Genomic DNA, 25,817 nt, shown 5'->3' on the forward strand with positions numbered 1-25,817 from the left:
CTTTCGCCCATGCCGGCGGTTCGCAAACCTGCCATGACTGACATCTAGTAACGAAACTAAAATGTCGGTCGATACTGAGGTGGTTTCCAAGGTGTACTCAAGCGCCAAGCGCGGTTTAGTTACCTTGAATGTCGGACTTCCACCGCTTGATCACATCAGGATCGTGTAACCAAGAATTGACTTCGGTTGCATTATCTTTCGCTGCGGCGGTGAAGACGTGGGCAATTGCGCCTATCGCTTCAAGCTTGCTGATCTCGTCGTTTTTATACAAATCCAAGACTTCGCCCAGAAATGCATCAAGCTTGTTATGATCTTTCTCTTTTAATGTGATTGCCATGCTATTCTCCTTCGTTGTCGACCTAGAACAATTGGTCGCCCGAAGGACGGTTATCAACTTCTTCTCGCAAAATATTTTTATATCCTTGCACCGCTCCCGCTTTGCTGTTTGGCGTGACGCTCATCTGCTCGTTGTATTTGGCTGGTGGGCGGATCTTTGGTCTATTCATCGGAGGTAATTTTATACTTTCTAATGAAAATTGTAGTTGAGGAGACTCGACTCCAATCTCTCCGCGTGTTTTGTATTAGCGGGGACTATATTGGGGGATTTCTTGACGATTGTTTATTTACGGGTGCTCGGCGCCCTGTTGATTTCGTGCGCCTTGAGCGCGTGCACCACCTCGCGCGAAGCGTTCAATGCTAACCCGAAGTCGATCGACAAACCAACGCTCTGCCGCACGTACTTGCAGAGCCAAGATCCAGCATTCCAGCAGGAGCTCGCGAAGGAACTCAGCCGGCGAGGCGTGCAATTCTATCAATGCCCGGAAATGGTGAGGAACCAAGACGCCGCGGCGGCGGCGCTGGTTGCCGTTGCGCTGGTCGGAACGGCGGTGGCTGTCTGCGCCAACAACAATTGCGGAGGCGGCTACCCAACAAGAAGCTACCCAGGGAACTGCTACTCCTACTACGACCGAGCGGCCGACGGCAGCCTCTGCGGCCATCGTAGCGCAATGTCGAGGCCTGGCGGGTGGTAATTTATACTAGGATCGTTTCCGCTGGAGCGAGCGCTAGGTCCCAATCCGGCAAGTACGCCGCCGATGTGCCAGTTTAAGCAGCCAGCGAGTCGTTTCACTTCTTGTATGGAGCATGCACAAATGAAATTTGTCTCTTCGACTATTTTTATCCTGATGTGGAGCGCCAGTCTCGCGAGCGCCAGCGAGTGCTCATACGCGGTCGATGCCTACAACAACGCAACGTCGGAAATATCTTCTAACCTCCGCCGCTACGTAAGCTGTCTAGATGGTAGCCAGGGGAACGACGATTGCTCGTCTGAATTCAGGCGACTTAAAAACGCTCAATCTGATTTTGAAACAGCGGTGTCTAACTATCGCAGCCACGACTGCCGATGAAAAAAAATGCCCACCATCTGATGTCTACTGAGCGGGTGCCTGCTTCCGCGATATTCGAACGAGCAAAAGTCACATTAGCGTTTGGGCAGGTCGCGCCACGGCGCACCGGATCGTAGCACCCAGAAGATTCCATTCAGCACGCGACGGTCATCTACGCGCGGCACCCCTCTTGGCTTGTTGGGTAAAAGTGGCTCAACCACTCGCCATTCAAAATCGGTCAGGTCATATCTGTTCATACTGGCGCTGAATCAGCTTTTGATCTGTAGTGAAAGCCGTCATCATTCAGGAAAGCGAAAGTGGAGGCCGCGTGCTGCAAAATCGAGAATGGCATAAAGTCGATGGAGCCTCCGCAGGCGCAATCGCTGCGCTCAAATCGCTGGCTCCGGTAGATCTTCCTGAGAGTTATTACGCATTGCTGACTTTCAGCAATGGCGGGGAAGGACCGCTGGCGGTTCAGCCGCTTTGGTTCCAACTCTATCCCGCCGAGGAAGCTGCTCAGATTGAACGGGACGGGACTTTTCGAGAGTTTTTGCGGGGGTTGTTCGTGATCGGCGGCAACGGTGGCGGCGAAGCCGTGGCATTCGACTTGCGGGAAAATGCGCCATATCCCCTCGTCGCCTTCGACATGACCAACGTCGACCTGGTAGAAAGCCTCAAACCGATAGCGCCATCCTTCGATATAGCGCTGGATTTGATCGGTCGAGACAATCAGTAATCCGGTACCCAGTTTATGGGTTCACGGTCTAGTAATTTAAAACAGAAAGGGCGCCGTTTGGCGCCCCCATTCTTTATCTCAGCCGGCCTTTAGAACCTTTTCAGCCGTCTCTGGTGCTTCTTCGATAATTCGAAGCAACATTCTGGCTGAGCCTTCTGGTTTCCTTCTTCCTTGCTCCCAATTTTGAACAGTAGAAAGTGGGAAGCCAAAAGCTGCTGCAAATTGCCTTTGGCTCATATTGAGATTGTCCCGGATAGCTTTCACGTCAACTTGGTCGGGGACTTTGACGACGCGAACCCTAGCTTTAGAACGATCTCCACCGGCGTACTCAAGTGCTTCATTCAGCCCTACAAGTATTTTACGACCGGACATAGCGTATTCCTCTCAAGCGAGTTGACCTTTGGTGAAAGTCTCCTCCCATTTCAGACGATACTGTTCAGTCAGTTCACGCACTAGCTTTGACATCAACTGCTCCTCCCGCTTGCTGAGTCTAAGCCGCTCTCCCTTGGAATAGACTGCCAAAATGAACAGCGGCATATTTAGATCATGATAGAAGTAACAGATCCGGATACCCTTACTCTGCCCTTTCCCCTGACCCTTCCATCGTAATTTCCTGATACCACCGGTTTCAGGTATTACGTCTCCACTTTCTGGGTTGACGGCCAAAAAGTCGAAAAGCTTGTTTGCTTCCTCTTCGCTCAAAATCCGCTGCAGATCTTTCTGCGCGCTTTTGAGTTCTGCGATTGTTATCGGATATGCTGAGCCGCCGCGCTCAAGTCTTATAACCTCAAACAATGGATGTCTCCCTCGCCTTCGGACGGTTGCGCTTCCCCGCTGGGCAAAGAGATACGCCAATGGCGTACACCAGTCAAGCCATCAGAACGTTAAAATATCGTGAAGGTTCCAATAGTGCCGTAGCAGGAGACTCGGATATGATGGCGGAAGCGACGACGGTGCGGCATAATTCTTATGCGAGGTGAAGTGTTTATGACAGTTTATGACAAGAGACAAAGCCAACTTTGGCAGCGCGGCTGTAACTGCGCGGAGCTTAGGCAAGACTGCGAATATCAACCTGATCCGCTTGAAGAACCGGACGATGCCAAGATTTGGCTTGCTGGATATAATGAAGGCTTAGCCCGCCGGCGCTTGCGGGAAGAGGGTCGTACTACGCGCTAAAGGTGAACGCTACGGAATGATGCGCTAAAACAATTCCGATGTAACGGCCTGTATTCGTCCGCGAAAAGCGAGTTGATCTTCCAACTTTATAAGCCAAACTGCGCTAATATCAGGTTCGTAGTTTGTTACATTGAATGTAGTAGCTCGCAGCTCAACAGATTTGTCGTATATTTTTATACCACTTTGTGATGTTTGGTTGATGTAAACTTTGAACACTCTATCCGGCGGCGAAAAGTCAGTTGGGAAGTTGAAGGTAAGACTTATTGTCGTAGCGACGAAACTTAGGTCGTTTAAATAAAGCGCTCTTGCAAGGAAAAGCGTGCCGCGGGCGCGTTCGACGAACCTCTTGTAGGGGCACTGGATACCCGCTTCCGATAGGAGGTACTCGAAGGTCCGCATATCCGACTGAGTGCGGAACACAATAGCCCTGAGGTGTGGACCCAAAGGCACTTTGTTTTCGACGCTGACTTCAGACATCCGCATGTTTGCGATGTAATCTCGATTGGTACTGTTGGTAGGCGCGTCGTGATAAACGGCATCGAAATCTATTGAGTCAAACGATGCATCGCCGTCCAAAAACGTTCTGGATCGCTGTATATTTCCGTTGCTGAATCGCGCGCCGTTCAATGTAATCACCGAAACAAAATCGAAGACAAACATTACCGGTATCGACATATGGTTTGGCAGGCGATACTGGTCGGCGATGCACTTAATCCCCTCCGTTCGAAAGTGAAATCCGTTCTTTGGCCGGAAATATAACCTTGCGCACGAGTGTGCGCCGTCAAATATGTTCAGTGCGCCTCCATTCGCCACGTCTAAAAAATCTTCGGCGTCGTTCCGGCACCTCAGTTCATTGTGGCGAATAATGTTGATCGCGGTCGTCACGTCACACGCGTGATAAAGATACTGCGGCCATACCGCCCGGTTTGCAGTCAGGCGATTAGCCTGCTCTTTTACATGACGCTCAGCTCGGGCTAGAGAGATAGGCACGCCTGCTCCCCAAAGCCGTTCGCCACTGCGTCGTGTTGCGGGCTGCTCCTTCGATCTTCACGGCTGATGTAGAGTGCGTGGCCTGGATTACCCTCAAGCCAGCCAGGCTTGCTTATCTCTGCCACTTTTACGTAGGAAAGGGACGCCAAAATCGGGAAAAGATAAGACTTGAGTTTTTTGGACGGCTCATCACCGAATTGCTCGCCCGTCAACATGCCATTTTGAAGTGACGACCAGGCAGCTTCAACCAGCTCATGATCTATCACCTCGGTTCTTCCCGTTGGCTTCTCGATCACGATATCCCCATCATCGACCCAACGAGCGATAAACTCCGATGTCCGTTTCAGGGTGGAGAAGTTCGAACTTCTTTCGATTTTTGACATAATGTCGTGCCGAAACTCGTTGAAGCTAATGGGAACCCTTTTCTCTTCCCAACGGTGGTGCTCTGCGACGAAGCTTTGAGGCACCTGGCGATCATGGATGTACACGGGGATGTCAATTTTTGAGAGATATCTTTCCATAACAGGACGCACGTCGCGCCAGTCAAGATTTCCGTTTCCGCAGCCGAGCGGAGGAAAGGACACGGACGCGATGCCCATTTGTTTGTAAGAACGAACAAATGCCTCCAATCCGGCTTCGATGTACTCAAGCTTTGATGGCTGGCGCCAAGTCGTCTTCGTAGGAAAATTTAGGATCCAATGTTCGGGCGCACGCCACAAATGGAGCTTACCAACGTCCAGGGAATGGCTGTCGCACAATTTCTTGTAAGCTTTAAACATATCAGGGTATCGCTGCTTAAATTCAAGCGCGATACCCTTTCCCATCACTCCGACAATATTTACGGTGTTCACGAGAGTTTGGGCGGGAGAGTCAAAGAGGCTGGTTCGGACATAAGTTAGCAAAGGATCACCCCAATGTTCTCTTTTCGTTCTGTCAATAGTAGCATGTTGGATATAGCGGGTCATTGTGTTTCTGTTAAGCCGGGATCACGTCTTGAGGTGAAGTTTAACACCCAAATCGACGTCACGGTCTATCCGCACTTTCTACCTTCTTAGCGGAACTGCTGCCGCAATAATTGGCCCATCCGGTCATGAGCTTCCTGCGCTTCTCAAGAGCGTCACCCCTGCGGTAAGCGCGTTCCGTTTTGTCGCCGACGACATGAGCCAGCGCAGCTTCCGCTACGTCGCGCGGGAAGTTTGATACTTCGCCACACCAATCTCGAAACGACGAACGAAAGCCATGTACGGTCACGTCCACTTCCATTCGGCGCAATACCATGTCCATTGCCATCACAGACAGCGGCTTCCCAGGCCTCTGCCCTGGGAAAACGAATGAGTTTTCATCAGCGCCAAATTCCGCAAGTTTCTTGAGGATAGTAATTGCGCGAGGAGACAGGGGCACACGATGCTCTCGACCCGCCTTCATCCGCTCGGCCGGTACCGTCCAGATTTTGTGTTCCCAATCTATTTCATGCCATTTCGCGCCCAGTGTTTCACCGGATCGGGCAGCGGTCAGGATTGTGAACTCCAAGGCGGTAGCCGCAACGGCCTCACGTTTGCGCAACTCGATAATGAACGCTGCGACGTCGGCATAGGGCATCGCTTTGTGATGCCCGCGCGCCAGCTTCCTGCGCTTGGGCAGCAGTTTGTCGAGATGACCGCGCCATAGGGCCGGGTTCTCGCCAGTCCGGAGCCCCTTTGCCTTTGCTGCGTCAAGCACGCGTTCTATTCTACCTCGAACGCGTGATGCTGTCTCCGATTTCGTGAGCCAAATCGGCTTCAATACCCCAAGGACATCTGCAGTCGTCACATCAGTGATCAGCTTCTGACGGAGGGGTGCGGCATACTCACGCAACGTCATTTCCCACTGCGCGATGTGCTTCGCATTTCTGAACTGGGGCTTCATGGCTGCGATAAAATCGTCTGCCTCATCGCCGAAGGTTGGAACGAGTGGCGCTGCGGTGTGTTTTGCTTGGATTGGATCGATGCCGGCTTGTAAGTTCGTCCGCGCTTCTTGGGCCAGTTCGCGTGCCTTTGCGAGTGTGACGGAATTTACTCCACCCAAACCCATTTCCCTGAGCCGGTCGCTACGACGGTAGAGGAATACCCATCTTTTCGCTCCGCTCTTGTCTACCACCAAATAAAGGCCGCCGCCGTCTCCGTGGCGGCCAGGCTTACTGATTGTTTCTACCGTCCGCGCAGAAAGCTTGTTCATGATAATAGCCATGGCACCCCAACATTTACCCTAACGAGAGGCCCGCATTGTATGAGACAAGATGCGACAAGCCAATAAGGGCGCCGACCTAAATACCTTTGAGATAAGGGCCATTGGGGACGGCATGAGACGGCATGACACAGGCGTATGGCGGACACCCTCTCCGCCATAACATGTCTTAGACAGGCAAGATTTCCCCGCAACTTTTGAACTTGTGTCGTTTGATGCTAGTGCCGAAAGTGGCTGTGGCGAGGCCCCCGGGCACTTCCATACACTGGCACTATATGAAGCCACTGATGGGACGATGCGTCATATCCCTTAGTGAAGATCGTCGCCGCGCCAAGGCGTTTGATGCAGATCTTCAGTATCATTTGGAGATCATGCGGCGTCGATCCGCAAGAATCCGGAATGCTGGTACGGGCAGGTTCATATCCGCCATTGCCTCTCGCGGTGGAGGCGCTATCATTATTGTGTTGTAAAGGACGGCGAGCTTTGGGAGGAGTGATACGTGAGACGGATGTGGCCAGACGAATTTGCCTTTCTGCTGGACGGCGCGGAAGAGGTTGACCTGCATATTCCACCGATGGAACAAAAGGATGGTTCTCCCGGAGAAGCGATATTCAGGAAGGCATTGAAAGCCCGTATCAGCCAGCAGGATTTTGAGAAGATTTGGCCCTTGGCAGAGGCTCGCTATCGGCTGAACGGCCGGCTTTCGGGCAAGGCGATTACGCTGATTGCCAACAACCCTCATTACCAGAAATGGCACCCTTCCGACGGTGGCAGCGTCGAGAGCGTGTCCGATAGCGGTCAGAAATACACGACACGTTATGTGATCGTGCATTTTCTTCTGGATGATGTTCACGAGCCTGTCGAAGCCTGACGTTCGCAGGGGTCGGTTCTTGCCAGTGATTGGTCGAGTGGCCTCGGAGTCATTTCAGTCTCCGAGGCCATTTTCAATCTTCCGGCATATTCCGGCCGTCAAAGGCACATGAGTCCCAAACGATCAGACTTTGGGTTGCTCGTGGGTGGCGCAATGGATGCCGCCGCCTACCTCACCTACCGGGTCGATATTTAACGTGATGATCTCACGGCCGGGATAAAGCTTGCCAAGAATGGCTGCGGCTCGTTCGTCGGCTTCCCGGTCGCCGAATTCGGCGGCGATGACCGCACCGTTGCAGACATAATAATTGACATAGGAAGAGACAAAATCGGCGCTGTCGGCACGAATGTCGTAGGGTTCCGGCAAAATGACCATGTCCAGCTTGCGACCCTCGGCATCGGTGGCGGCGGCCAGAATATCGTGGGTCTCGAAGGCGGCGATTGACCACGGGTCATCGTGGTCAATCTTGTCTCCCATCTGGATCAGCAATTGGCCTGGCTTGACGAAACGGGCGAGCGCATCGATGTGGTAATCGGTGATGTCGGCGCCGATGATTCCGGGCGCCCACACCATCTTGCGTGCGCCCATCGTGTCGAGCAGCAGTTGTTCGATTTCGGCCTTGTCGCCCCGGTTGCGATTGATATTGATGAAGCTGCTTTCATGGGCGATCAAGGTGCCGTGGCCGTCGGTTTCCACCCCTCCAGCCTCGCCCACCAGCCCTGCGTCAAAAATCGGAAGGCCCATACGTTCGGCTATCCGCGCGGCAATTTTTCCGTCGGCATTATGGGTTTGCTTGTTGCCCCAGCCGTTGAAGTTGAACTGTGTGATGGCGAGCCCACCCTTGCCATCCACAACAAAGGACGGCCCGGAATCACGACACCACAGATCATCGGTCGGAATGTCCCATAATTCGACGTTGCGCGACACCTGTTTGCGGATTGCGCCATGGTGCTGCGCAGCGGCCAGCATCACGACCGGTTCGAATTCCGCGATGGTGTTGGCGATTTTCGCGATGGTTTTCTGAAGATCATCGAGGAAATCGGGATCATCATGCACGGCGGGGTTCACCGGCCATTGCATGAAAGTGCGTTCATGCGGTTCGGTTTCCTCAGGATACCAAAAACCGGCGGCACGGGCCGATGGGCCAGCCGTCCGGCCCTGTTGGGACGATGTCGAAAGGCCGGCGGTGGCAGCAGCGGCAAAAAGCAGTGTCTGGCGGCGGGTCATCATCGTATCACCATGAAATACAAAGAAAAATATCTCTTTAGCTTATGGATGCGCACCTTGGGTTTGCCCATAGGTGCTGTCAACCAAGGCCAAATCGTCCTGCAACTTCAGCTCATATTCCAATGTGGCTTTTACATGGATGTGACGGATAAATGCATGTGTTTTTAGGCTGAAGGCGTTTATGTGTCGTGTGCCAGCGTCGCCTCGGGTTCAGGGGCGATTCTCAGCCCTCACTGCCATTGTGTCGGCTCGATTCTTCGGGAGGTACAGTGATTTTACCCCGTTTGGTTCAGAAACCGCTTTTTGCGAGAAACGCCCTGCTGGCTGCCAGATCGTTTAGAATACTGCCGGCGTTGCGCGGGTCGCGTTCCTGCTCGATGGTGATGTAGCCGCCGTAACCGAGTTCCGTTAGAAGGCTACGGATCGCTGGGTAATCGATAGAGCCGCGGCCGATCGGGCACATCACGCCCTTGGCGCAGGCCTCGAAGAAGCGGATGTGTTCGCCCATCACCTCTTCAAAAACTGCGGCGTCGATATCCTTGAAATGAATATAGTCGACGCGGTCCCAATAGCGGCGAAGCGTGGCGACCGGGTCCATGCCTGAATAGGCCATATGGCCGGTATCGAGGCAGAGGCCCGCGAGGTCGGCTGGAATATCCTCGATGATCTTTTTCAACTCGTCGGCAAATTCGATGTAGCCGCCGGCATGGGGATGAATGGTGGCGCGCACGCCGTATGTGTCACGGGCAAGCGTTGCAATGGCGCAGATGTTTTCGACCATCCCCCGCCATGCGGCTTCATCGAGGCGCGGCGCACGGTCGGAATGTCCGGCGGCATAATCGCGCTCGTCATGACCCCAGTCCATCACCGTCAGATAGGGGGCGGGAAAACGCTGGCCGGCATGGGTTTCCGGTTTTGGCAAGCGGGTGATCAGCGCGCAGATCTCGTCGGTCTGGCGCAGCAGATTGTCGCGGTTTTCCGGTGAGACCAGATCGTCAAAGATCGTGCCGGCAACGATCTTCAGGCCACGTTCGTTCAGCGCCTGCGAAACGCGCTTGAGATCAAGCGGCAGATAGCCGTAAGGACCGAGTTCCAGACCGCCGAAGCCGGCGGCCTTCGCCTCATCCAGCACCTTTTCCCAATGGGGCAGATGGGGATTTTTGACGTCATCGACGCCCCAGCAGCAGGGAGCGGTGGTGATGGTGATCTGGTTGGTCATGGTGTCCTCGTCGCGTAATCGGTGCCGGGCCATTGTGCGGCCCGGTTCGGGTCTCAGCGGCTGATGGTGGCTTGCAGGGCGTCGATGGAGGACTGGATGCCCGCCTCGGTGGACATGGTGAAATCCTCCATTTCCAGGCTCACCCAGCCATTATACCCAGCCATGCGCACCACGGAGAAAAACTCCTTCCACCATTGCAGGTCGCGGCCGGCGCCGACAGCCACATAGTTCCAGCTGCGGTTGGCAACATCCGTCACCTCCTTTAGTTCCAGCAGGCCGTTCACATCCGCCAACCCGCGCTCGATGCGGGTATCCTTGCCATGGCAATGGTGGATTGCGCTGCCCAGCGCGCGGGCAGAGGAGATGGGATCGGCCCCCATCCACATCAGGTGCGAGGGGTCGAGATTCATGCCGACCGTCGGGCCGACCTCGTTGCGCAGGCGAAACAGGGTTTCCGGGTTCCAGACGAGCATGGCCGAGAAATTCTCAAGCGCATATTTCTCGACGCCCGCGTCCTTGGCGAGTTTGACAAGCCCGTGCCAGAGCGGGAAGGCGCGGTCTTCCCATTGGTAACGGTCGCGTTCCGGCATCTCGTTCGGCCAGCTCTTGGTGTAGACAAGCCAGTTCGGCACCGTGTCGCCGGGCGCTGCCTCCGGCAGGCCGGACATGGTGACGATCTTCGTCACGCCGATTTCGCCCGCCAGCCGGACGGTGTCTTGCATTTCCTTAAGATGGCGTTTGCCCATATCGCCGGGATCGAGTGGATTGGCGGAGCAATTCAGCGCAGCGATTTCGAGGCCGCGGGCCTCGATTTCCTTCAGCTTGGATTTGAGCAGACCTCTATCCGCCAGAAGCTCGTCGGCCCGAAAATGCGGGCCGCTGGACCAGCCGCCGCCGGTCATCTCGATGCCCTCGACGCCGAGGGCGACGCATTTGTCGAGCATTTCGGTGAAGGGCAGGTTTGCCATGACGTCGGTACAAATTGCGAGTTTCATCGTGTCGTCTTTCTAAAAAGGCATGGGGACGCGCTTGAGGAGGAGGAGGACGGGAGAGTGGTCCGGCGCGCCCCCAAACGGGTTATGCGAAGTCAACCCAGGCGGCGCCGGCATCGGCCGAGCGGACGCAGTTTTCCAGCCAGCGAACGCCTTCGGTGCCGGCCGTGATGCCGGGATAATGGTGGGTCTCCAGGAAAGTCCTGTCACCGCGATTTGCCGCGTCGATCGCCTGGGCGATCCAGAGATAGATGTTCGACCAGCTGTCACCGAGGCCTTCGGTATGCAGCGCGCCCATGCGGTCGATGGCGAGGCTTTCCTGTTCCAGATAGGGCATGCCGTGGTGCAGGATACGGCCGGGTTCGCCCTGAACTTCGTAGATCAGCTGGTCGGGATGGGAATCGGACCATTCAAGCGAGGCCCTGGAGCCGACGAAACGGTAACGCTGCGATCCCATATTGCCGGCATTGACGGAGGAGACCCAGAGGCGACCGCGCGCGCCATTGTCGTAATGCATCAGAACGGTGGCGTGGTCTTCCAGCGGTGCGCGGGTGGGGATGAAGGCCTTGCGGTCGCAGAGCAGGCGTTCCACCTTCATATGCGGCAGCACGACTTCCGAGAGATAATAAAGATGTGTGCCGATATCGCCCAGCACGAAGGTCGGGCCGGCGGTGCGGGGATTGGTGCGCCATTTGACAGCCTCACCCGCGCCCACATCGTCACCGGAATTAAAGCCGTGGGTATATTGCAGGTCGACGATACGGATGTCGCCCAGCATTCCCTTATTGACCATGGCCGCCATCTGGTGGACGAGCGGGTGCCCGGTAAAGCCATAGGTAACACCGACGATCAGCCCTTTCTGTTCGGCAAGCCGCGCCACCTCGTCGCATTCCGCCACGGTGAAGAACAATGGCTTTTCGCAGATGACATGCAGCCCCGCCTCAAGGCAGGCCTTGGTGATTTCGTAATGGGTGAAATTGGGGGTGGCGATGGAGACGACGTCCACGCCGTCTTCGCGCGCCGTTTCGCCGGCAATCAGCGCCCTGTAATCCGCATAGCAGCGTTCCGCCGCCACGCCGAGATTGACGCCGAAGTCACGGCCTCTTTCGGCATCGAGGTCGAATGCGCCGGCGACGAGCTGGTAGTTGCCGTCGCGCAGGGCGCCGGTGCGGTGCTTGTAACCCACCTGTCCCGTGCGTCCGCCGCCCACCATGGCCCAGCGCAGCGGGCGTGAAATCAGTCGTTCTCCGTTGATCATGTCAATCATCTTTCCATTTGATGTTGCGAATGGCCGTAGCCGGAGGCAGCGTCTGCCTCGGCCTCAGCGCCGGTTTGCCGCGTTATTTCTTGAAATAGAGGTCGATATAGTCCTGCATCTTGGCGCGCATGAACCGGCTCGATTCATCCGCCCTGTCCTCCCAGGCAAAGACGCAGGAGGTCATGATGCCGTCGAAGCCGATTTCGGAAAGCGTGCCGAAGAAGTCGTCCCATGGCACTTCGCCCTGACCGATATTGAGATGCTGATGCACCCGCGCCTGCGTGCCCGGCGGGTTGAGGATATAACGCAGCCCGGAGCTGGCCTTGTGGTTGAAGGTATCGCCGACATGCACATGTGCCAGCACATCCTTGGCCTCGCGCAGCATCGCCTTGGTGTCGTCACCGAAATAGAAGGTGTGCGGCGCGCAATAGAGGAATTTGACGTTCTTCGAATTGACGGTGCGGATGATGTCGAGCGCCGGCTGCAGCGTTTCGCACCAGTCTTCCGGATGTGGCTCGACATGCAGGTTGATGTTTTCACGCTCGAAGATCGGCACCAGTTCTTCCATGGAGCGCCACCATGCATCCTCGCAGGCCTCGATCATCGAACCGGTGTGGCAGCAATAACATGACCCCTTGTCGGGATGCGGTCCGCGGCCAAATTCGGAGTTCATCGTGTCGACCTCCAGTTCGATGGCGATCTCGATGGCGCGTTTCCAGTGTTTCACCGCCGCCTGCCGTTCCGTCTCGTCATTGGAGGCCCAGCGATACATCGGCAGCAGCGAGGCGATGCCGACATCGGCGTGTTTCAACGCCTTCTTGAAGGACCTGATGCGCTCGGGAAACACGCGCGGCGCTTTGAACCATTCGAGGAAATCTGCGCGGGGGCTGAGTTCGATCCAGTCGAAGCCAAGCTCCTTCACCTTGGCGGGCAGTTCATCAAGGCTGGTGAAACGGTGCATGTGGGGGTCGATGGCGATTTTCATCTGTCTTGATCCTTCTTGACGTCTTAATTGGATGGAGGCTGCGGCGGGTGGCCGTCATGGCTGGCCATGTAATTTTCCACCTCTGCGCCGAGGTCGGCGAGCGCTTCGCCGCCGGCCATCAGATCGGTGATTTCCTCGCGGGATTTCTCGCCCTTGCGGAAGTTGGCGGCGACCGCACCGCGGATGAGCACGGCGAAATGGTCGCCGACGGCGATGGCGTGGGTGACCTGGTGGGTGATGAAGATCACCGCGATCCCCCGCTTGCGCGCTTCCAGCACGATGCGCAGGACGTGGGACGCCTGTTTCACGCCCAGCGCCGCCGTCGGCTCGTCGAGGATGAGAACGCGCGCGCCAAAATGAACCGCGCGGGCGATGGCGAGCGATTGCCGCTCGCCGCCGGAAAGCCCGCCGATCAGGCGGTCGCCGTCATCGATGCGGGTGATGCCGAATTCCTGCACTGCCTTGACGGCGATTTCATTGGCCTTCTTTCGGTCGTAGACCCGGAAAGGCCAGAAGCCTTTCGTGGGTTCTGCGCCGATGAAGAAGGAGCGGCCGATGCTCATCAGCGGAAAGGTTCCGCCAAACTGGTGCACGGTGGAAATGCCCATGCGCTGCGCATCGCGTGGTCCGTCGAAATTGACCGGCTGTCCGTCCATCAGCACTTCGCCAGAACTGGGCTGGTAGACACCGGCCAGTGTCTTGATCAGCGTGGATTTTCCAGCACCATTGTCTCCCAGCAGGCAGAGCACTTCGCCGGCGTGGACCTTCAGCGAGATATCATGCAGAACATCTATCGGGCCGAAGGATTTGTTGACGTTTCTAAGTTCGAGAATGGGTGTCGACATCGTCTTGCCTCACTTCTTCTTCGGCGAATAAGTGAGCGCCATGACGCGGAAGGTGTTGTTCATCAGCACCGCCAAGAGCAGCATGACGCCGATGATGAGGCTCGACCAGTTGCGGTCAAACGCGGTGAAATAAATGCCCTGGTTGACGATGGCGAAGGTGATGGTGCCGAGAAATATACCGATCACCGAACCGAAGCCGCCGGTCAGCAGCACCCCGCCGACGACGACCGCGATGATGGAGTTGAAGATGAAGGTCATGCCGGCCGAGACCTGGGCGACATTGAACAGGATCGCCTGACAGACGCCGACGAAAGAGGCGCTGACGGAGGAAAGGACGAAAAGTGTCACCGTCAGCTTGTCGGTGGGAATACCGGCGTTACGGGCGCTCACCCGGTCGCCTCCCATGGCGAAGATCCAGTTTCCGAAAGGCGAATAATGGACATAGAAGATATAGATGGCCGTCAGCAGCAGCCACCAGACGATGCTGACCTGAAAACTGCCGCCGATGAACTGTCCGAACAGGAATTTGGCGATGGGGCCGGATTGCGCCGGGCTCAGCGCCACGCTGGTTGTGCCGGTCAGCAGCACCGAAAAACCGAGGATCAGCCCCTGCACGGCAAAGAGCGTGCCGAGCGTAACGATCAGGGATGGCACCACGGTTCTTATGACCAGAAAGCCGTTGATCAGTCCGACAAGCACACCAAGGCTAAGCGCGCCGACGATGCCGAGCCAGATTGGCATGCCGTAATAACCGGTGATAATGGCGACCGTCAGCGCGCCGGCCGGGATCATCGCGCCGATGGAAATGTCCAGCTCACCGGAAATCATCAGCAGCCCGACGGGAATGGCGACGATGCCGAGATTGGCGGCGACATTCAACCAGCTTGCCGCGCCTGCGGGTTTGAGAAATTCGATGCTGCCGAAGACAACGAAGAAGGCAAGAACGAAAACAAGGCCAAGAAAGGCGCCTGATTCCGGGCGACGCAGAAGGTCGCTCAAAGAGAGATTTTTCACGTCGTTCACTCCACTATTGACCCTGGGTTTTGCGGCAATGTCCTCGCCTGCCGATCCCGAACGCCGGTATTGCCGGGTGCCGGGATCGGGCGTGGATCACCGCTCAGCGCGCACCCTTGGCAACGCCGGCAAGCGTGGCCTCGATGTTGGATTTGTCGACGATGCTTGGCCCCGTCAGCAGCGGCGCGGTCGGCAGATCGGTTCCGAAATCGATGGCCGAGGCGAGCAGCGTTACCGCCAGCAGCGACTGAAGATAGGGCTGCTGGTCGATTGCAAAACCTTGCGTTCCATCCTTGATGCGATCGAGGCCGGACTGGTTGAGGTCGAAGGTGCCAAGCAGTACCGTTTCGGTCTTGCCCGCCTGCATGACGCCAATGGCGGCTGAATCCGCATCGCCCGCAGCAATGGTGAGAACGCCATCGATCTTGCTATCCTGAAGCAGGGTGGCCTTGATGGCTTCGGCGACAGCTGTGGCATCGCCGAAACTGGTGGCGGGAAGCGGCAATTGCTTGCCGACGCCGCCGACCTTGGTGATGCCGTCGATGACGCCCTTGCATCGTGCTTCTAGATTGGCTGCACCCGGAACGGTATTGACGCAGATGACGTTCTTCTTACCCTGTTTGGCGAAATATTCGCCGCCGGCGACACCCGCCAGATATTCGTCGGAGCCGACATAATTGATCGCACCGAGTTCTTTCGCCTTTTCATGGCCCCCGGCATTCATGAGAATGACCTTGATACCGGCCTTGATGGCTTCGCGTATCGCCGGATCCTCGCCTTCCGGCACCCAGTTCGGGATCACGAGGCCGTCAACCTTCTGGCTGATGGCGGTCTGGATCAGCTGCACCACATCCGGCGCAAAATTGTCATAGGTCTGCAAACGAAGATAATTGACCTTGCCGCCATTTGCCTCGACCACGAGGCGTGCGTCATCCAGACCTTTTTTGATGAGGTTCCAGAACGCATCGTCATTCTTGCCGCCGATGACGGCAATATTGGCGGCAAACGCACTGGACGCCATTATGAGCGATGCGGCGCCCGCCATGAGAAATTTCGTGAAATATGCCATTGTTTCCTCCCTGCCCATTCTCCCGATGGGCCAAAATGACAAGATGATTTATATCTTTCATTTTTCTGAGAATGGAATTTATATTTCATTTGATGTTGCATTTCGTATCATCACAGGTCATTCATGAATGATACGATTGTGAGGCGCCATGAACCGACCGACCATTACCGATCTCGCCAAGGCAGCCGGTGTCAGCATCTCCACGGTCAACCGGCTGCTGCACGGTTCGACCGCCGTGCGTCAGGATACGATCGACCAGATTCTCAAGGCGGCGGAGGAGATCGGTTTTTATGGTCTCGGCACCATCAAGGACCGGCGTCGTGAGGCCATGCCCCATTACAGGCTCGGTTTTCTGCTGCAGCAATCCCATCGGCCGCTCTACCGGTTGTGGGCGGAGGGGATCGTCGCCGCTGCACGCCAAAGGCCGGACAGCATCATCGAGCCGGATGTCGTGTTCGAGGACGACCTCTCACCGGAGGCCGTTTCCGCCAATCTCCTGAAGATGGGGCAATCCTGCAGTGCGATCGCGGTGGTGACGGCCGATCATCCGCTCGTCAGCCAGGCGATCGACGAGCTGCGGGGCAGGGGTGTTCCCGTGGTCACCTACGTGTCCGATCTGTCGGCGGCGAGCCGCGCGGGGTTTGTCGGAACCGATAGCTGGAAACGCGGACGCACGGCGGCATGGTTCCTCAGCCAGACGGTGAAGGGTGAGGGCATGGTTGTGCCGCTGATCGGCAGCAACCGCTATCAGTGTCAGGATGTTTCGGATGCCAGTTTCCGCTCTTATATGCGGGAAAACACACCTGAACTGCAGGTGGCAGAAACGCTGCTGACACACGAAGAGCCGGAAAATGCCTATGTCATCATCCGTGACATGATTGCCTCCGAACCCGGCCTCAAGGGGATTTATGTCAATGGCGGCGGCATATCCGGCGTTCTGCGGGCACTAAGGGAGCTGCCCGCGGAGAAGCAGCGCGGCATAAAAATCATCTGTAACGATATCGGCCCGGAAACGCGCAAGGGTTTGAATGAAGGGCTGATCACCGCCTCGCTGCCGCTTCCCCTCGACAGGATGCCGCAGCAATTGATCGACGTGATGTTACGGCGCGTCGAGAATGGCGACACATCCTCCGTCGAACAGCGGATCGTTCCCTTTGAAATCCTGACGCCCGAAAGCATCTGGACCTAGGCCGATAGGATCACTGGAATTCAAGGCTCATCCGGGCAAGATCGTCCCACAGGCTTTCGGCAAAGCCGCGCAAAACGATGACTTCGAACACCTGCCCGTCAAGCCGGGTGAGATGCGCGGCGATATGGCCGATCAGCGTCGTGGCGGAGTGTCCCGTCGGAAAAGCGGCGATGGAAAGATCGGCCGCCGTTCCTTTTGCCAGCACCCGCTCGGCCATCCTGCCTTCGATACGAATACGCACGCGTCCCTGGCTCTGGTCTACACCCGTTGCCTGTGGCTCAAGCACCGCAAGAAACGCCTTCATCTCCGCGTGAGACAGCGGCTCTTCGCCGACGATGAACCATTGGCCGGGAGAGACCGCCCGCACATCGCCTTTTGCGAGGCTGCGCAGGCGAACTTCCATATCCGCTGCGCCGGGCGCGGCCAGCACATGAATGATCGCGCCTTCCGGCAGGGGAGAGAGCTTGATGGCGGTGGAAGCAATCGCTCCCTTTTTTCCCAGTACCGGGCGGAGGGCCGGCCGGAAACCAGATTTGAAATCAGGCTTGAAATCAGACATGGAGCTTCTCGTTCTCAGGGTCGAAGAAAACCGGATGGCACAGGCGGGCGGCGGTGAATTCATTGCGCAGGCCGTTCCACACAACGACTTCTTCGCCATGTCTGCCCGGGCCGTTCTTGACGAGCGCGAGACCGATGGTGGAGCCGAGATGGGGTGAAAACGCGCTTGAGGTCACATAACCCTGATCGTTCTCCAGCGTTGCCGGAGCGTCTTTAGCAAGAATATGCGAGCCGCTTCGGAAGGACTGGCTGGGATCAAGCGGCAAGACACCAACAAGACTTGGCCGGTCTGCTGCGGAAAGCCCCTCACGCTCCAGCATCCGCCGGCCGATGAAATCGGCCTTGGTGGCGGAGACCATTTTGCCAAAGCCGAGATCGGCGGGCACCACCGTGCCGTTAATCTCGTTATGTGTGACGTGGCCCTTTTCAATGCGAAGCACGCCGAGCGTCTCGACGCCGTAGGGCATGATGTTTTCGGGCTTGCCGGCCTCCATCAGGGCATCGGCAACACTTTCGCCATAACCGGCCGGAACGGCAAGTTCGTAAGCCAGTTCGCCGGAGAAGGAAATCCGGAACAGGCGTCCGTGCAGTTGCCCGCCGAAGAGCGAGACTTCTCTTGCCGCAAGGAAGGGAAAGGCGTCGTCGGAAATATCCTCATCGACGATTTTCTGGATAATGGTGCGTGCCTTTGGTCCGGCAATCGCCATCTGCGCCCATTGATCGGTGACCGAGGCAAGCCGCACGTCGAGATCGGGCCAGAGCGCCTGGGCGCAGAATTCCAGATGGTTCATGACACCTGCCGCATAGGCTGTGGTGGTTGTCATGAAGAAGCGGTTTTCCTCCAGCCGGCTGGTGGTGCCGTCGTCATAGATCATACCGTCTTCGCGCAGCATCAGGCCATATCGCGCCTTGCCGACCGGCAGCTTGAGAAAGGCATTGCAATAGACCCGGTTGAGGAATTCGGCAGCGTCGCGGCCGCAAATCTCGATCTTGCCGAGCATCGAAACATCGCAGAGGCCGGCATTTTTGCGAACGTTCAGAACCTCGCGGTCAACGCTTTCCCGCCAGCCGTTTTCGCCGCTGCGGGGAAACCAGGAGGAACGATACCAGAGACCGGTTTCAACGAAGATCGCCCCGTTTTTCTCGGCCCAACCATGCAGCGGCGATTTGCGCGCCGGCTGGAAATGATGGCCGTGATAAGCGCCGGTGAGCGCGCCAAAGGAGACGGGCGTGTAGAACGGCCGGAACGTGGTGGTGCCGACATCCGCTGGGGAAACGCCACGCGCCTCGGCCAGCAGCCCGATGGCGTTGACGTTGGAAAGCTTGCCCTGATCCGTCGCCATGCCGTTTGTTGTATAACGCTTGGCCAGTTCGACATGGCCGTAACCCTCGCTGACGGCAAGGCCAAGATCCTTGCGATGAACATCGTTCTGGTAATCGACAAAGGCTTTTGCCTTGATGCCGGGAATTGACCAGAGCGGTTTTGTCGGCGAGGCCACGATATCGTTTTCCACCACGCCGAATGTGGCTGGGGTCGCGGCAAAGCCGAGATCCTGTGCGAGTGTTACTCCCTTTCTCGCACCGTCCTCAAGGCAGGCGGCGATGCCGTTTACAGCGGAAACCGCGCCAGCAAGCTCGAGTCCCTTGAGATTGCCGGGTGCAAGGAAAGCGGCCTCGTCTTGCGACCAGACCGGTCTGCCGCCACGGTGGCAGGCGAGATGGATGATGGGGCTGAAGCCGCCCGACATGGCCAGCGCGTCGACATCAAGGCTTTCCGTTTGGCCATCGGCATAAATCTCGATGGCGGAAAGCGCCTTGCCGCCCTTCGCGTTCGAAACGACGGCTCCCCTGACGATGCGGGCTTTGCCGGTGTAGCTGAGATTACCCTGCTCACGGCTGTCGATAATGGTGGACAGAGTAACGCCCTGCGCCTCCAGATCGCGGGCGAGCGCGTAACCGCTGTCATTGGTGGTGAATATCGCCGTCGCCTTGCCGGGGCTTATGGCGTAGCGGTTGAGATAGCTGCGCATGGCGCTCGCCATCATCACACCGGGAATATCGTTGCCGCCGAAGACCAGCGGCCGCTCTTCCGCGCCCGTGGCAAGCAGCGCCCGCTTGGCAACGATGCGCCACAGACGCTCCACCGGTACATGGGCTTTCGGGTGGGCCAAGTGTTTCTGCACCCGTTCCACCGCGCCAAAGACATTGCCGTCATACCAGCCGAACGCCGTGGTGCGCGTCAGCACTGTCACATTCGGCAGGGCTTCAAGTTCGGCGATGCATTGCGCGGCGAAATCCGGAGCACTCTTGCCGTCGATGGTTGCGGTTTCGGACAAAAGCCCACCACCCGCGACGGAATGTTCATCGAGAATGATGACGCGCGCGCCGCCACGTCCTGCGGCAAGTGCTGCGGCGAGGCCTGCCGCTCCGGAACCGATCACCAGCAGATCGCAATGCGCCCAGCATTTGTCGTAGGCGTCCGGGTCTGCCTCGTAGCTTGCCTTGCCAAGGCCGGCCGCCTTGCGGATGAAGGGTTCGTAGATCTTTTCCCAGAAGGCGGCGGGCCACATGAAGGTCTTGTAGTAAAACCCTGCGCCAAGGAAGGGCGAGAGGAGACCTGTCAACGAGCCGATATCGAAATCGAGGGAGGGCCAGCGGTTCTGGCTTTTCGCTTCCAGCCCGGCATAAAGCTCCTGCATGGTGGCGCGCGTGTTCGGCTCCGTACGCCCGCCGCTGCCGATCGTCATCAGCGCGTTCGGCTCGGCGGCGCCCGCCGTCAATATGCCGCGCGGGCGGTGATACTTGAAACTGCGGCCGACGAGTTGCTGGCCGTTGGCGAGCAGGGCGGAGGCAAGGCTGTCGCCTTCGAAACCCTGCATCCCTTTGCCGTCGAAGGTGAAGGAAAGCGGTTGGGAGCGGTCGATCAGACCGCCGGTCTTCAGGCGGTGAGAGGTCATGCGCTTGTCACTTTCTTCTCGTCGGCGGCATCGCGGCAGACGGATATATCATGGGTGACGGTATCGCGTGTCACCACCAGCCAGCGCCGGCAGCCAGAGGTGTGGTGCCAATATTCATGGTAGGCTCCACGGGGATTGTCGCGCAGATAGACATAGTCGAACCATTCCTCAGCGCCGGCATCCGCCGCCGGCCGGGCAAGGGCAGCACCTTTGATGGTGAATTCTTCCTTGGGTCTTGGCCCGCAATGCGGGCAGGGCACGAGACTTGCCATTTCAGATGTCCTTGATCCACCAGATAGCGGGATGGCGAAAAGTGTGAGCGGTTTTCGCCTGAAATCCCGCTACAAATTTTAATGAAGGTTGGGCTGGGCGCCCTGGCCTTTTTCATCGATGAGGTAACCGCGCTGGAAGCGATCCAGCCGGAAGGCCGTTGCCGTTTCCTGCGGTGCGCCGCGCGCCAGAAGATGGGCGAAGCAGAAACCGGAAGCGGGCGTCGCCTTGAAGCCGCCGTAACACCAGCCGGCATTCAGGTAGAGATTGTCGATCGGCGTGCGGTCGATGATCGGTGAGCCGTCCATCGACATATCCATGATGCCGCCCCAAGAGCGCAGAACCCGGACGCGGGAGAGCGCCGGTATCATCGCCTTGCCGGCTTCGGCGACATGTTCGACCGTCGCCAGATTGCCGCGCTGGGCATAGGAATTGTAACCATCGATATCGCCGCCGAAGACGAGGCCGCCCTTGTCCGATTGCGAAACGTAAAAATGCCCCGCCCCGAAGGTGACGACGCCATCGATGAAGGGTTTCAACCCTTCTGACACAAAAGCCTGCAATACGTGGCTTTCGATCGGCAGTTTCAGCCCGGCCATGCCGGCCACCTGCGAGGAGTTACCCGCCGCCGCCAGTGCCAGCTTGCCGCAACCGATAAAGCCCTTGCTGGTCTCGACGCCCACGACCCTGCCGTTTTCCCGACGAATGCCGGTTACCTCGCAGCCCTGTATAATGTCGACGCCTCGGCTGTCCGCGCCGCGCGCATAACCCCAGGCCACTGCATCATGCCGCACGGTGCCGCCGCGCTTTTGCAGCAGGCCGCCGTGAATGGGAAAGCGGGCATTGTCGAAATCGAGAAACGGCAACATCGCCTTCACTGACGCCTTATCCAGCAATTCGGCATCGACGCCGTGCAGCCGCATGGCATTGCCGCGCCGCGTATAAGAGTCACGCTGCGCATCCGAATGGAAGAGGTTCAGCACGCCACGCTGCGAGACCATGGCGTTAAAGTTGAAATCCTGCTCCAACCCTTCCCACAGCTTCATAGAAAGCTCGTAGAAGGGGTTGTTGCCGGGCAGCAAATAGTTGGAGCGGATGATGGTGGTGTTGCGTCCGACATTGCCGGAGCCGACATAGTTCTTTTCCAGCACCGCGACATTGGTGATGCCGAATTCCTTGGCGAGATAATAGGCCGTCGCCAACCCGTGCCCGCCGCCGCCAACGATGATGACATCATAATGCGGTTTGGGCGCAACATCACGCCATGCGGGCTTCCACGCTTTGTTGCCGAGAAGGCCGTTCATGAAAATGGAAAAAGCGGAATAGCGCATCTGGCGTACCTCGAACGATATTTCACGAGTGTAGCCGGTGGGTCGAAAAGAGAATTGCAGATAAAGGACATTATAATCTAGAATAAAGACATGACGACAATTGAACAGAAGAACCTCCAGCGGATCGGTTTTGTCCTCGTTTCGAATTTCGCGCTGATGTCTTACGCGTCGGCGGCGGAGCCGCTGCGGGCCGCCAATCTGATTGCCGGAACCGATCTCTATGAGATCGTGCCTCTCTCCTTCGATGGTGAGGCTGTCAGAAGCTCGTCCGGCATCAATATCGATTGCGAAGCGCTCGCCGCCGCTGGCGAGCGATGCCACACCATTTTCGTCTGTGCTGGCGGCGGGCCGCAGGACTGGGCAATTGCGGAAAATTCGTTTGGCACATTGCGGCGGCTGGCGCGTCAGGGTGTCCGGATAGGCGGCATTTCCAGCGGTGCTTATGTGCTGGCAGCGGCGGGGCTGCTGGATAATCGCGATTTCACCATCCATTGGGAACATGCGCCGGTGCTGCGGGAGGCTTTCGGCCACCTCTCGCCCCGACAGGCGCGGTTTGTTTTCGATGGTGACCGCATCACCTGCGCGGGTGGTGTTGCGCCACTTGATATGATGCATGCGATGATTTCGCAGAGAATGGGTGCGCATTTCGCACGGCGTGTCAGCGACTGGTATCTGCACACGGCTGTGGCCGAACCCGGCGCGCCGCAACGCGGCTCCTCGGCGGAGCGCTACGGCACCAACCACCCGGCCTTGCTGACCGTGCTGGAAAAAATGGAAACGGCCATCGAAAGCCCGCTTGACCGGCGGAACATGGCGAAACTGGCGGGAACGAGCGCGCGGCACCTGGACCGGCTTTTCGCGACCCATCTTAAGACGAGTTTTCTCGATACCTATCGGGCGATCCGCCTTGATCATGCCCGGCGGCTTCTGGAACAAAGCCCGCTCTCCATCGCGGAAGTTGCCTTCGCCACCGGCTTCTCCAGTGCGGGTCATTTTTCGGGAAGCTTCAAGGCCCATTTTGGCCACACTCCGAATGCGCTAAGGACAAAGATTTCCTCCGAATTAAAATAGTTTTCCTGTAAAGAAGGAAAAACACGATATTGCCGGAGGATCCCATGGCAAAGGAAACCACCAAGGTCGAGCAAGCGCAGGTTCTGTCGCAAGACCCGCATGCCGTTCGCGAGCCGAGGGTCAACAATCTGGAAATGGCGATTGGCCACGAGGTACGGACCTATCGCAAGAAGCTCGGCATCACCGTCACTGATCTTGCATCGGCCACGGGCGTATCGGTGGGCATGCTTTCCAAGATCGAAAACGGCAATATTTCCCCGTCGCTCACCACGCTGCAGACGCTGTCAAAGGCGCTGGGTGTGCCGATCACGGCTTTTTTTCGTGGTTTCGAGGAGCCGCGCAGCGCCACCTTCGTCAAGGCTGGTCAAGGAGTGAATATCGATCGCCGAGGCACCCGCGCCGGCCATCAATACAGCCTGCTTGGCCATATCGACAACAATACCAGCGGTGTCACCGTCGAACCCTATCTCATCACGCTGACGACTGATTCTGATGTGTTTCCGACCTTCCAGCACGAGGGCATGGAGTTTTTGTACATGCTGGAAGGCGAGGTGGTTTACCGCCACGGCGAGCAGCTTTTCACCATGGAGACGGGGGACAGCCTGTTTTTCGACGCCGATGCGCCGCATGGGCCAGAGGAACTGATGAAGCTTCCCGCCCGCTATTTGTCGATCATTTCCTATCCGCAAAGGCGGGTGGCCAATGATTGAAAAGTTGCCTTAGAAGAAAAAAATATTCCTGGTAGTTGACTTGGTGGAATTCCATATGTTAGCCCTTCATTCAGAAACGAATGGAGGCGCCTGTCGATGTGCGGCATTGTTGGACTATTCCTGAAGGACAAAAGCCTTGAACCGCAGCTGGGTGAGCTGCTTTCGGACATGCTCATCACCATGACCGATCGCGGGCCGGATTCGGCCGGCATCGCGATCTACGGAAGTACTGCGGCAGGCCGTGCAAAAGTCACGATCCAGTCGCCTAATCCTGCCGCTGATTTTTCCGGCCTTGCCGAGGCGCTGAACGAAAACGGTGTCGAAGCCTTGGTCACGGTGAAAAGCACCCATGCGGTGCTGGATATCCCTGCCGATAAGCTCGATGGCATTCGTGCGGCTCTTGCCGCCATCCGCCCGGATGTCCGGGTCATGGGTTCCGGCGACAGCGTGGAAATCTACAAGGAAACCGGCCTGCCGAAGGATGTCGTCGCCCGTTTTAACGTGCGCTCCATGGCCGGCAGTCACGGCATCGGCCACACCCGCATGGCGACGGAATCAGCTGTGACGACGCTTGGCGCGCATCCATTCTCCACCGGTGCCGATCAGTGCCTGGTGCATAATGGTTCGCTCTCCAACCACAATAATCTGCGCCGCGAGCTGGTGCGCGAAGGCATGAGCTTCGAAACCCAGAACGACTCGGAAGTGGCCGCCGCCTATCTCACGGCGGAAATGGCCAAAGGCAAGGATCTCGGCGAGGCGTTGACCGGTGCACTTGACGACCTAGACGGCTTCTTCACCTTCGTCGTCGGCACCAAATCCGGTTTCGGCGTGGTGCGCGATCCCATCGCCTGCAAGCCGGCTGTGATGGCCGAGACCGATCAATATGTCGCTTTCGGCTCCGAATATCGCGCGCTGGTCAATCTGCCCGGCATCGAAAATGCCCGTGTCTGGGAGCCGGAACCGGCGACCGTCTATTTCTGGGACCATGAAAAGGCCGCCTGAGACCTGTCCATTGGCGCATATTGCGAAAGTCATAATCCATGCCAGTTTTCGATCTCTCCCACACACCGTTGCGTGAACTGAATAGCGCCCTCCACGGCCTTTCCTCCGGCGTCAACGATACCGAATTCGAAGTGGTCAATCCGCGCGGCCACCATGCCGTCGCCGTCGGCATCGACAGCCCCGTGACCGTCGATGTGCGCGGCTCGGTCGGTTATTATTGCGCCGGCATGAATGATGGCGGCACCGTCACCGTGCACGGTTCGGCCGGGCCGGGCGTTGCGGAAAACATGATGTCCGGCACTGTCGTTATAGAGGGCGACGCCTCGCAATATGCCGGGGCCACCGGTCGCGGCGGGCTGCTGATCATCAAAGGCAATGCCGCCTCCCGCTGCGGCATTTCCATGAAAGGCATCGATATCGTCGTGAAGGGCAATATCGGCCACATGTCCGCCTTCATGGGCCAGTCCGGCCACCTCGTCGTCTGCGGCGATGCGGGCGATGCGCTGGGCGATTCCCTTTATGAAGCGAAGCTTTTCGTGCGCGGTTCGGTCAAGAGCCTCGGTGCCGATTGCATCGAGAAGGAAATGCGGCCCGAACATCTGGAGAAGCTTGCCGAACTTCTCGACAAAGCGGGTGTCACCGATGTCAGCCCAAGCGAGTTCAAGCGCTACGGTTCGGCCCGCACGCTCTACAATTTCAACATCGACAACGCCGACGCGTATTGAGGCTAGGGATATTT

26 protein-coding genes and 1 pseudogene are annotated in these 25,817 nt (G+C 57.4%); 8 read left to right on the forward strand and 19 right to left on the reverse strand.

The genetic code is table 11. The features are described from left to right. Window positions 1-115 precede the first annotated feature (115 nt). Window positions 116-337, reverse strand: a complete 222-nt coding sequence (locus DXT96_RS08855) for a hypothetical protein (protein WP_153514347.1) — start codon at window positions 335-337, stop codon at window positions 116-118. Window positions 338-608: 271 nt separating this feature from the next. On the opposite strand from DXT96_RS08855, the gene DXT96_RS08860 reads away from it, so the two are divergent. Then, on the forward strand, window positions 609-1,031 hold the full coding sequence (locus DXT96_RS08860) for a hypothetical protein (RefSeq protein ID WP_246670548.1): 423 nt from the start codon (window positions 609-611) through the stop codon (window positions 1,029-1,031). 452 nt (window positions 1,032-1,483) lie between these two features. On the opposite strand, the pseudogene DXT96_RS08865 reads toward DXT96_RS08860, so the two are convergent. After that, window positions 1,484-1,642: pseudogene (locus DXT96_RS08865) on the reverse strand (transposase); the annotation flags it as partial. Window positions 1,643-1,671: 29 nt separating this feature from the next. Between DXT96_RS08865 and DXT96_RS08870 the strand changes: the two are divergent. Beyond that, window positions 1,672-2,121 (forward strand): SMI1/KNR4 family protein, encoded by a 450-nt coding sequence (locus DXT96_RS08870; RefSeq protein ID WP_153514349.1) that lies wholly within the window; start codon window positions 1,672-1,674, stop codon window positions 2,119-2,121. Between the two features lie 78 nt (window positions 2,122-2,199). Here the strand turns inward: DXT96_RS08870 and nadS are convergent, their stop codons facing one another. The 5 genes from nadS to DXT96_RS08895 all read right to left on the reverse strand — a co-directional run bounded on the left by nadS (window position 2,200) and on the right by DXT96_RS08895 (window position 6,513). Continuing rightward, the gene (gene nadS / locus DXT96_RS08875; RefSeq protein WP_153514350.1) at window positions 2,200-2,493 is read right to left on the reverse strand and encodes a NadS family protein; all 294 of its coding nucleotides are present in this window, start codon (window positions 2,491-2,493) and stop codon (window positions 2,200-2,202) included. Between the two features lie 12 nt (window positions 2,494-2,505). After that, on the reverse strand, window positions 2,506-2,916 hold the full coding sequence (locus DXT96_RS08880; protein ID WP_153514351.1) for an addiction module toxin RelE: 411 nt from the start codon (window positions 2,914-2,916) through the stop codon (window positions 2,506-2,508). A gap of 405 nt (window positions 2,917-3,321) precedes the next feature. Further along, on the reverse strand, window positions 3,322-4,287 hold the full coding sequence (locus DXT96_RS08885) for a DarT ssDNA thymidine ADP-ribosyltransferase family protein (protein ID WP_153514352.1): 966 nt from the start codon (window positions 4,285-4,287) through the stop codon (window positions 3,322-3,324). Next, window positions 4,272-5,252 (reverse strand): macro domain-containing protein, encoded by a 981-nt coding sequence (locus tag DXT96_RS08890; protein WP_246670549.1) that lies wholly within the window; start codon window positions 5,250-5,252, stop codon window positions 4,272-4,274. Before DXT96_RS08890 ends, DXT96_RS08885 begins: the two co-directional genes overlap by 16 nt. A gap of 58 nt (window positions 5,253-5,310) precedes the next feature. After that, window positions 5,311-6,513 carry a site-specific integrase gene (locus tag DXT96_RS08895; protein ID WP_153514353.1) on the reverse strand — a complete coding sequence of 401 codons (1,203 nt, stop codon included), beginning with the start codon at window positions 6,511-6,513 and terminating at the stop codon, window positions 5,311-5,313. A 505-nt stretch (window positions 6,514-7,018) separates the two neighbouring features. On the opposite strand from DXT96_RS08895, the gene DXT96_RS08900 reads away from it, so the two are divergent. After that, window positions 7,019-7,381 (forward strand): hypothetical protein, encoded by a 363-nt coding sequence (locus tag DXT96_RS08900; RefSeq protein WP_149899743.1) that lies wholly within the window; start codon window positions 7,019-7,021, stop codon window positions 7,379-7,381. Window positions 7,382-7,504: 123 nt separating this feature from the next. Here the strand turns inward: DXT96_RS08900 and DXT96_RS08905 are convergent, their stop codons facing one another. The 8 genes from DXT96_RS08905 to DXT96_RS08940 form a co-directional block, all read right to left on the reverse strand. Then, window positions 7,505-8,611: an agmatine/peptidylarginine deiminase gene (locus tag DXT96_RS08905; RefSeq protein WP_153514354.1), complete on the reverse strand. Its 1,107-nt coding sequence runs from the start codon at window positions 8,609-8,611 to the stop codon at window positions 7,505-7,507. A 286-nt stretch (window positions 8,612-8,897) separates the two neighbouring features. Next, entirely contained in the window at window positions 8,898-9,827 is a 930-nt protein-coding gene (locus DXT96_RS08910) for a sugar phosphate isomerase/epimerase (RefSeq protein WP_153514355.1), read from the reverse strand. Between the two features lie 53 nt (window positions 9,828-9,880). After that, complete coding sequence (locus tag DXT96_RS08915; protein WP_153514356.1) at window positions 9,881-10,822, reverse strand: sugar phosphate isomerase/epimerase; 942 nt, start codon at window positions 10,820-10,822, stop codon at window positions 9,881-9,883. Window positions 10,823-10,904: 82 nt separating this feature from the next. After that, on the reverse strand, window positions 10,905-12,077 hold the full coding sequence (locus DXT96_RS08920; RefSeq protein ID WP_153514357.1) for a Gfo/Idh/MocA family protein: 1,173 nt from the start codon (window positions 12,075-12,077) through the stop codon (window positions 10,905-10,907). A gap of 82 nt (window positions 12,078-12,159) precedes the next feature. After that, window positions 12,160-13,062, reverse strand: a complete 903-nt coding sequence (locus DXT96_RS08925; RefSeq protein ID WP_153514358.1) for a sugar phosphate isomerase/epimerase family protein — start codon at window positions 13,060-13,062, stop codon at window positions 12,160-12,162. Between the two features lie 23 nt (window positions 13,063-13,085). After that, the gene (locus DXT96_RS08930; protein WP_149899592.1) at window positions 13,086-13,907 is read right to left on the reverse strand and encodes an ATP-binding cassette domain-containing protein; all 822 of its coding nucleotides are present in this window, start codon (window positions 13,905-13,907) and stop codon (window positions 13,086-13,088) included. Window positions 13,908-13,916: 9 nt separating this feature from the next. Further along, the gene (locus tag DXT96_RS08935; protein WP_371418817.1) at window positions 13,917-14,921 is read right to left on the reverse strand and encodes an ABC transporter permease; all 1,005 of its coding nucleotides are present in this window, start codon (window positions 14,919-14,921) and stop codon (window positions 13,917-13,919) included. 103 nt (window positions 14,922-15,024) lie between these two features. Next, on the reverse strand, window positions 15,025-15,990 hold the full coding sequence (locus tag DXT96_RS08940) for a substrate-binding domain-containing protein (RefSeq protein WP_153514359.1): 966 nt from the start codon (window positions 15,988-15,990) through the stop codon (window positions 15,025-15,027). 148 nt (window positions 15,991-16,138) lie between these two features. Here DXT96_RS08940 and DXT96_RS08945 point away from each other — a divergent pair, with 148 nt between their 5' ends. After that, window positions 16,139-17,179, forward strand: a complete 1,041-nt coding sequence (locus tag DXT96_RS08945; protein WP_153514360.1) for a LacI family DNA-binding transcriptional regulator — start codon at window positions 16,139-16,141, stop codon at window positions 17,177-17,179. A 10-nt stretch (window positions 17,180-17,189) separates the two neighbouring features. Here the strand turns inward: DXT96_RS08945 and soxG are convergent, their stop codons facing one another. From soxG to DXT96_RS08965, 4 genes are all read right to left on the reverse strand, one after another. Next, window positions 17,190-17,738: a sarcosine oxidase subunit gamma family protein gene (gene soxG / locus DXT96_RS08950; RefSeq protein WP_153514361.1), complete on the reverse strand. Its 549-nt coding sequence runs from the start codon at window positions 17,736-17,738 to the stop codon at window positions 17,190-17,192. Next, window positions 17,731-20,694 carry a sarcosine oxidase subunit alpha gene (locus DXT96_RS08955; RefSeq protein WP_153514362.1) on the reverse strand — a complete coding sequence of 988 codons (2,964 nt, stop codon included), beginning with the start codon at window positions 20,692-20,694 and terminating at the stop codon, window positions 17,731-17,733. The genes soxG and DXT96_RS08955 overlap by 8 nt, the downstream gene beginning before the upstream one ends. After that, window positions 20,691-20,966 (reverse strand): sarcosine oxidase subunit delta, encoded by a 276-nt coding sequence (locus DXT96_RS08960; protein WP_153514363.1) that lies wholly within the window; start codon window positions 20,964-20,966, stop codon window positions 20,691-20,693. The genes DXT96_RS08955 and DXT96_RS08960 overlap by 4 nt, the downstream gene beginning before the upstream one ends. Window positions 20,967-21,044: 78 nt before the next feature. Then, window positions 21,045-22,295: a sarcosine oxidase subunit beta family protein gene (locus DXT96_RS08965; RefSeq protein ID WP_153514364.1), complete on the reverse strand. Its 1,251-nt coding sequence runs from the start codon at window positions 22,293-22,295 to the stop codon at window positions 21,045-21,047. 90 nt (window positions 22,296-22,385) lie between these two features. On the opposite strand from DXT96_RS08965, the gene DXT96_RS08970 reads away from it, so the two are divergent. From DXT96_RS08970 to DXT96_RS08985, 4 genes are all read left to right on the forward strand, one after another. Further along, window positions 22,386-23,366 (forward strand): GlxA family transcriptional regulator, encoded by a 981-nt coding sequence (locus tag DXT96_RS08970; protein ID WP_153514365.1) that lies wholly within the window; start codon window positions 22,386-22,388, stop codon window positions 23,364-23,366. 44 nt (window positions 23,367-23,410) lie between these two features. Next, window positions 23,411-24,076: a helix-turn-helix domain-containing protein gene (locus DXT96_RS08975; RefSeq protein ID WP_371418818.1), complete on the forward strand. Its 666-nt coding sequence runs from the start codon at window positions 23,411-23,413 to the stop codon at window positions 24,074-24,076. 96 nt (window positions 24,077-24,172) lie between these two features. Next, the gene (locus DXT96_RS08980) at window positions 24,173-25,078 is read left to right on the forward strand and encodes a glutamine amidotransferase family protein (protein ID WP_153514366.1); all 906 of its coding nucleotides are present in this window, start codon (window positions 24,173-24,175) and stop codon (window positions 25,076-25,078) included. A 38-nt stretch (window positions 25,079-25,116) separates the two neighbouring features. Continuing rightward, on the forward strand, window positions 25,117-25,803 hold the full coding sequence (locus DXT96_RS08985; protein WP_153514367.1) for a GXGXG domain-containing protein: 687 nt from the start codon (window positions 25,117-25,119) through the stop codon (window positions 25,801-25,803). Window positions 25,804-25,817: the final 14 nt, after the last annotated feature.

The sequence above is a fragment of the Agrobacterium sp. ICMP 6402 genome, from assembly GCF_009498615.1.
Lineage (GTDB): Bacteria > Pseudomonadota > Alphaproteobacteria > Rhizobiales > Rhizobiaceae > Agrobacterium > Agrobacterium burrii.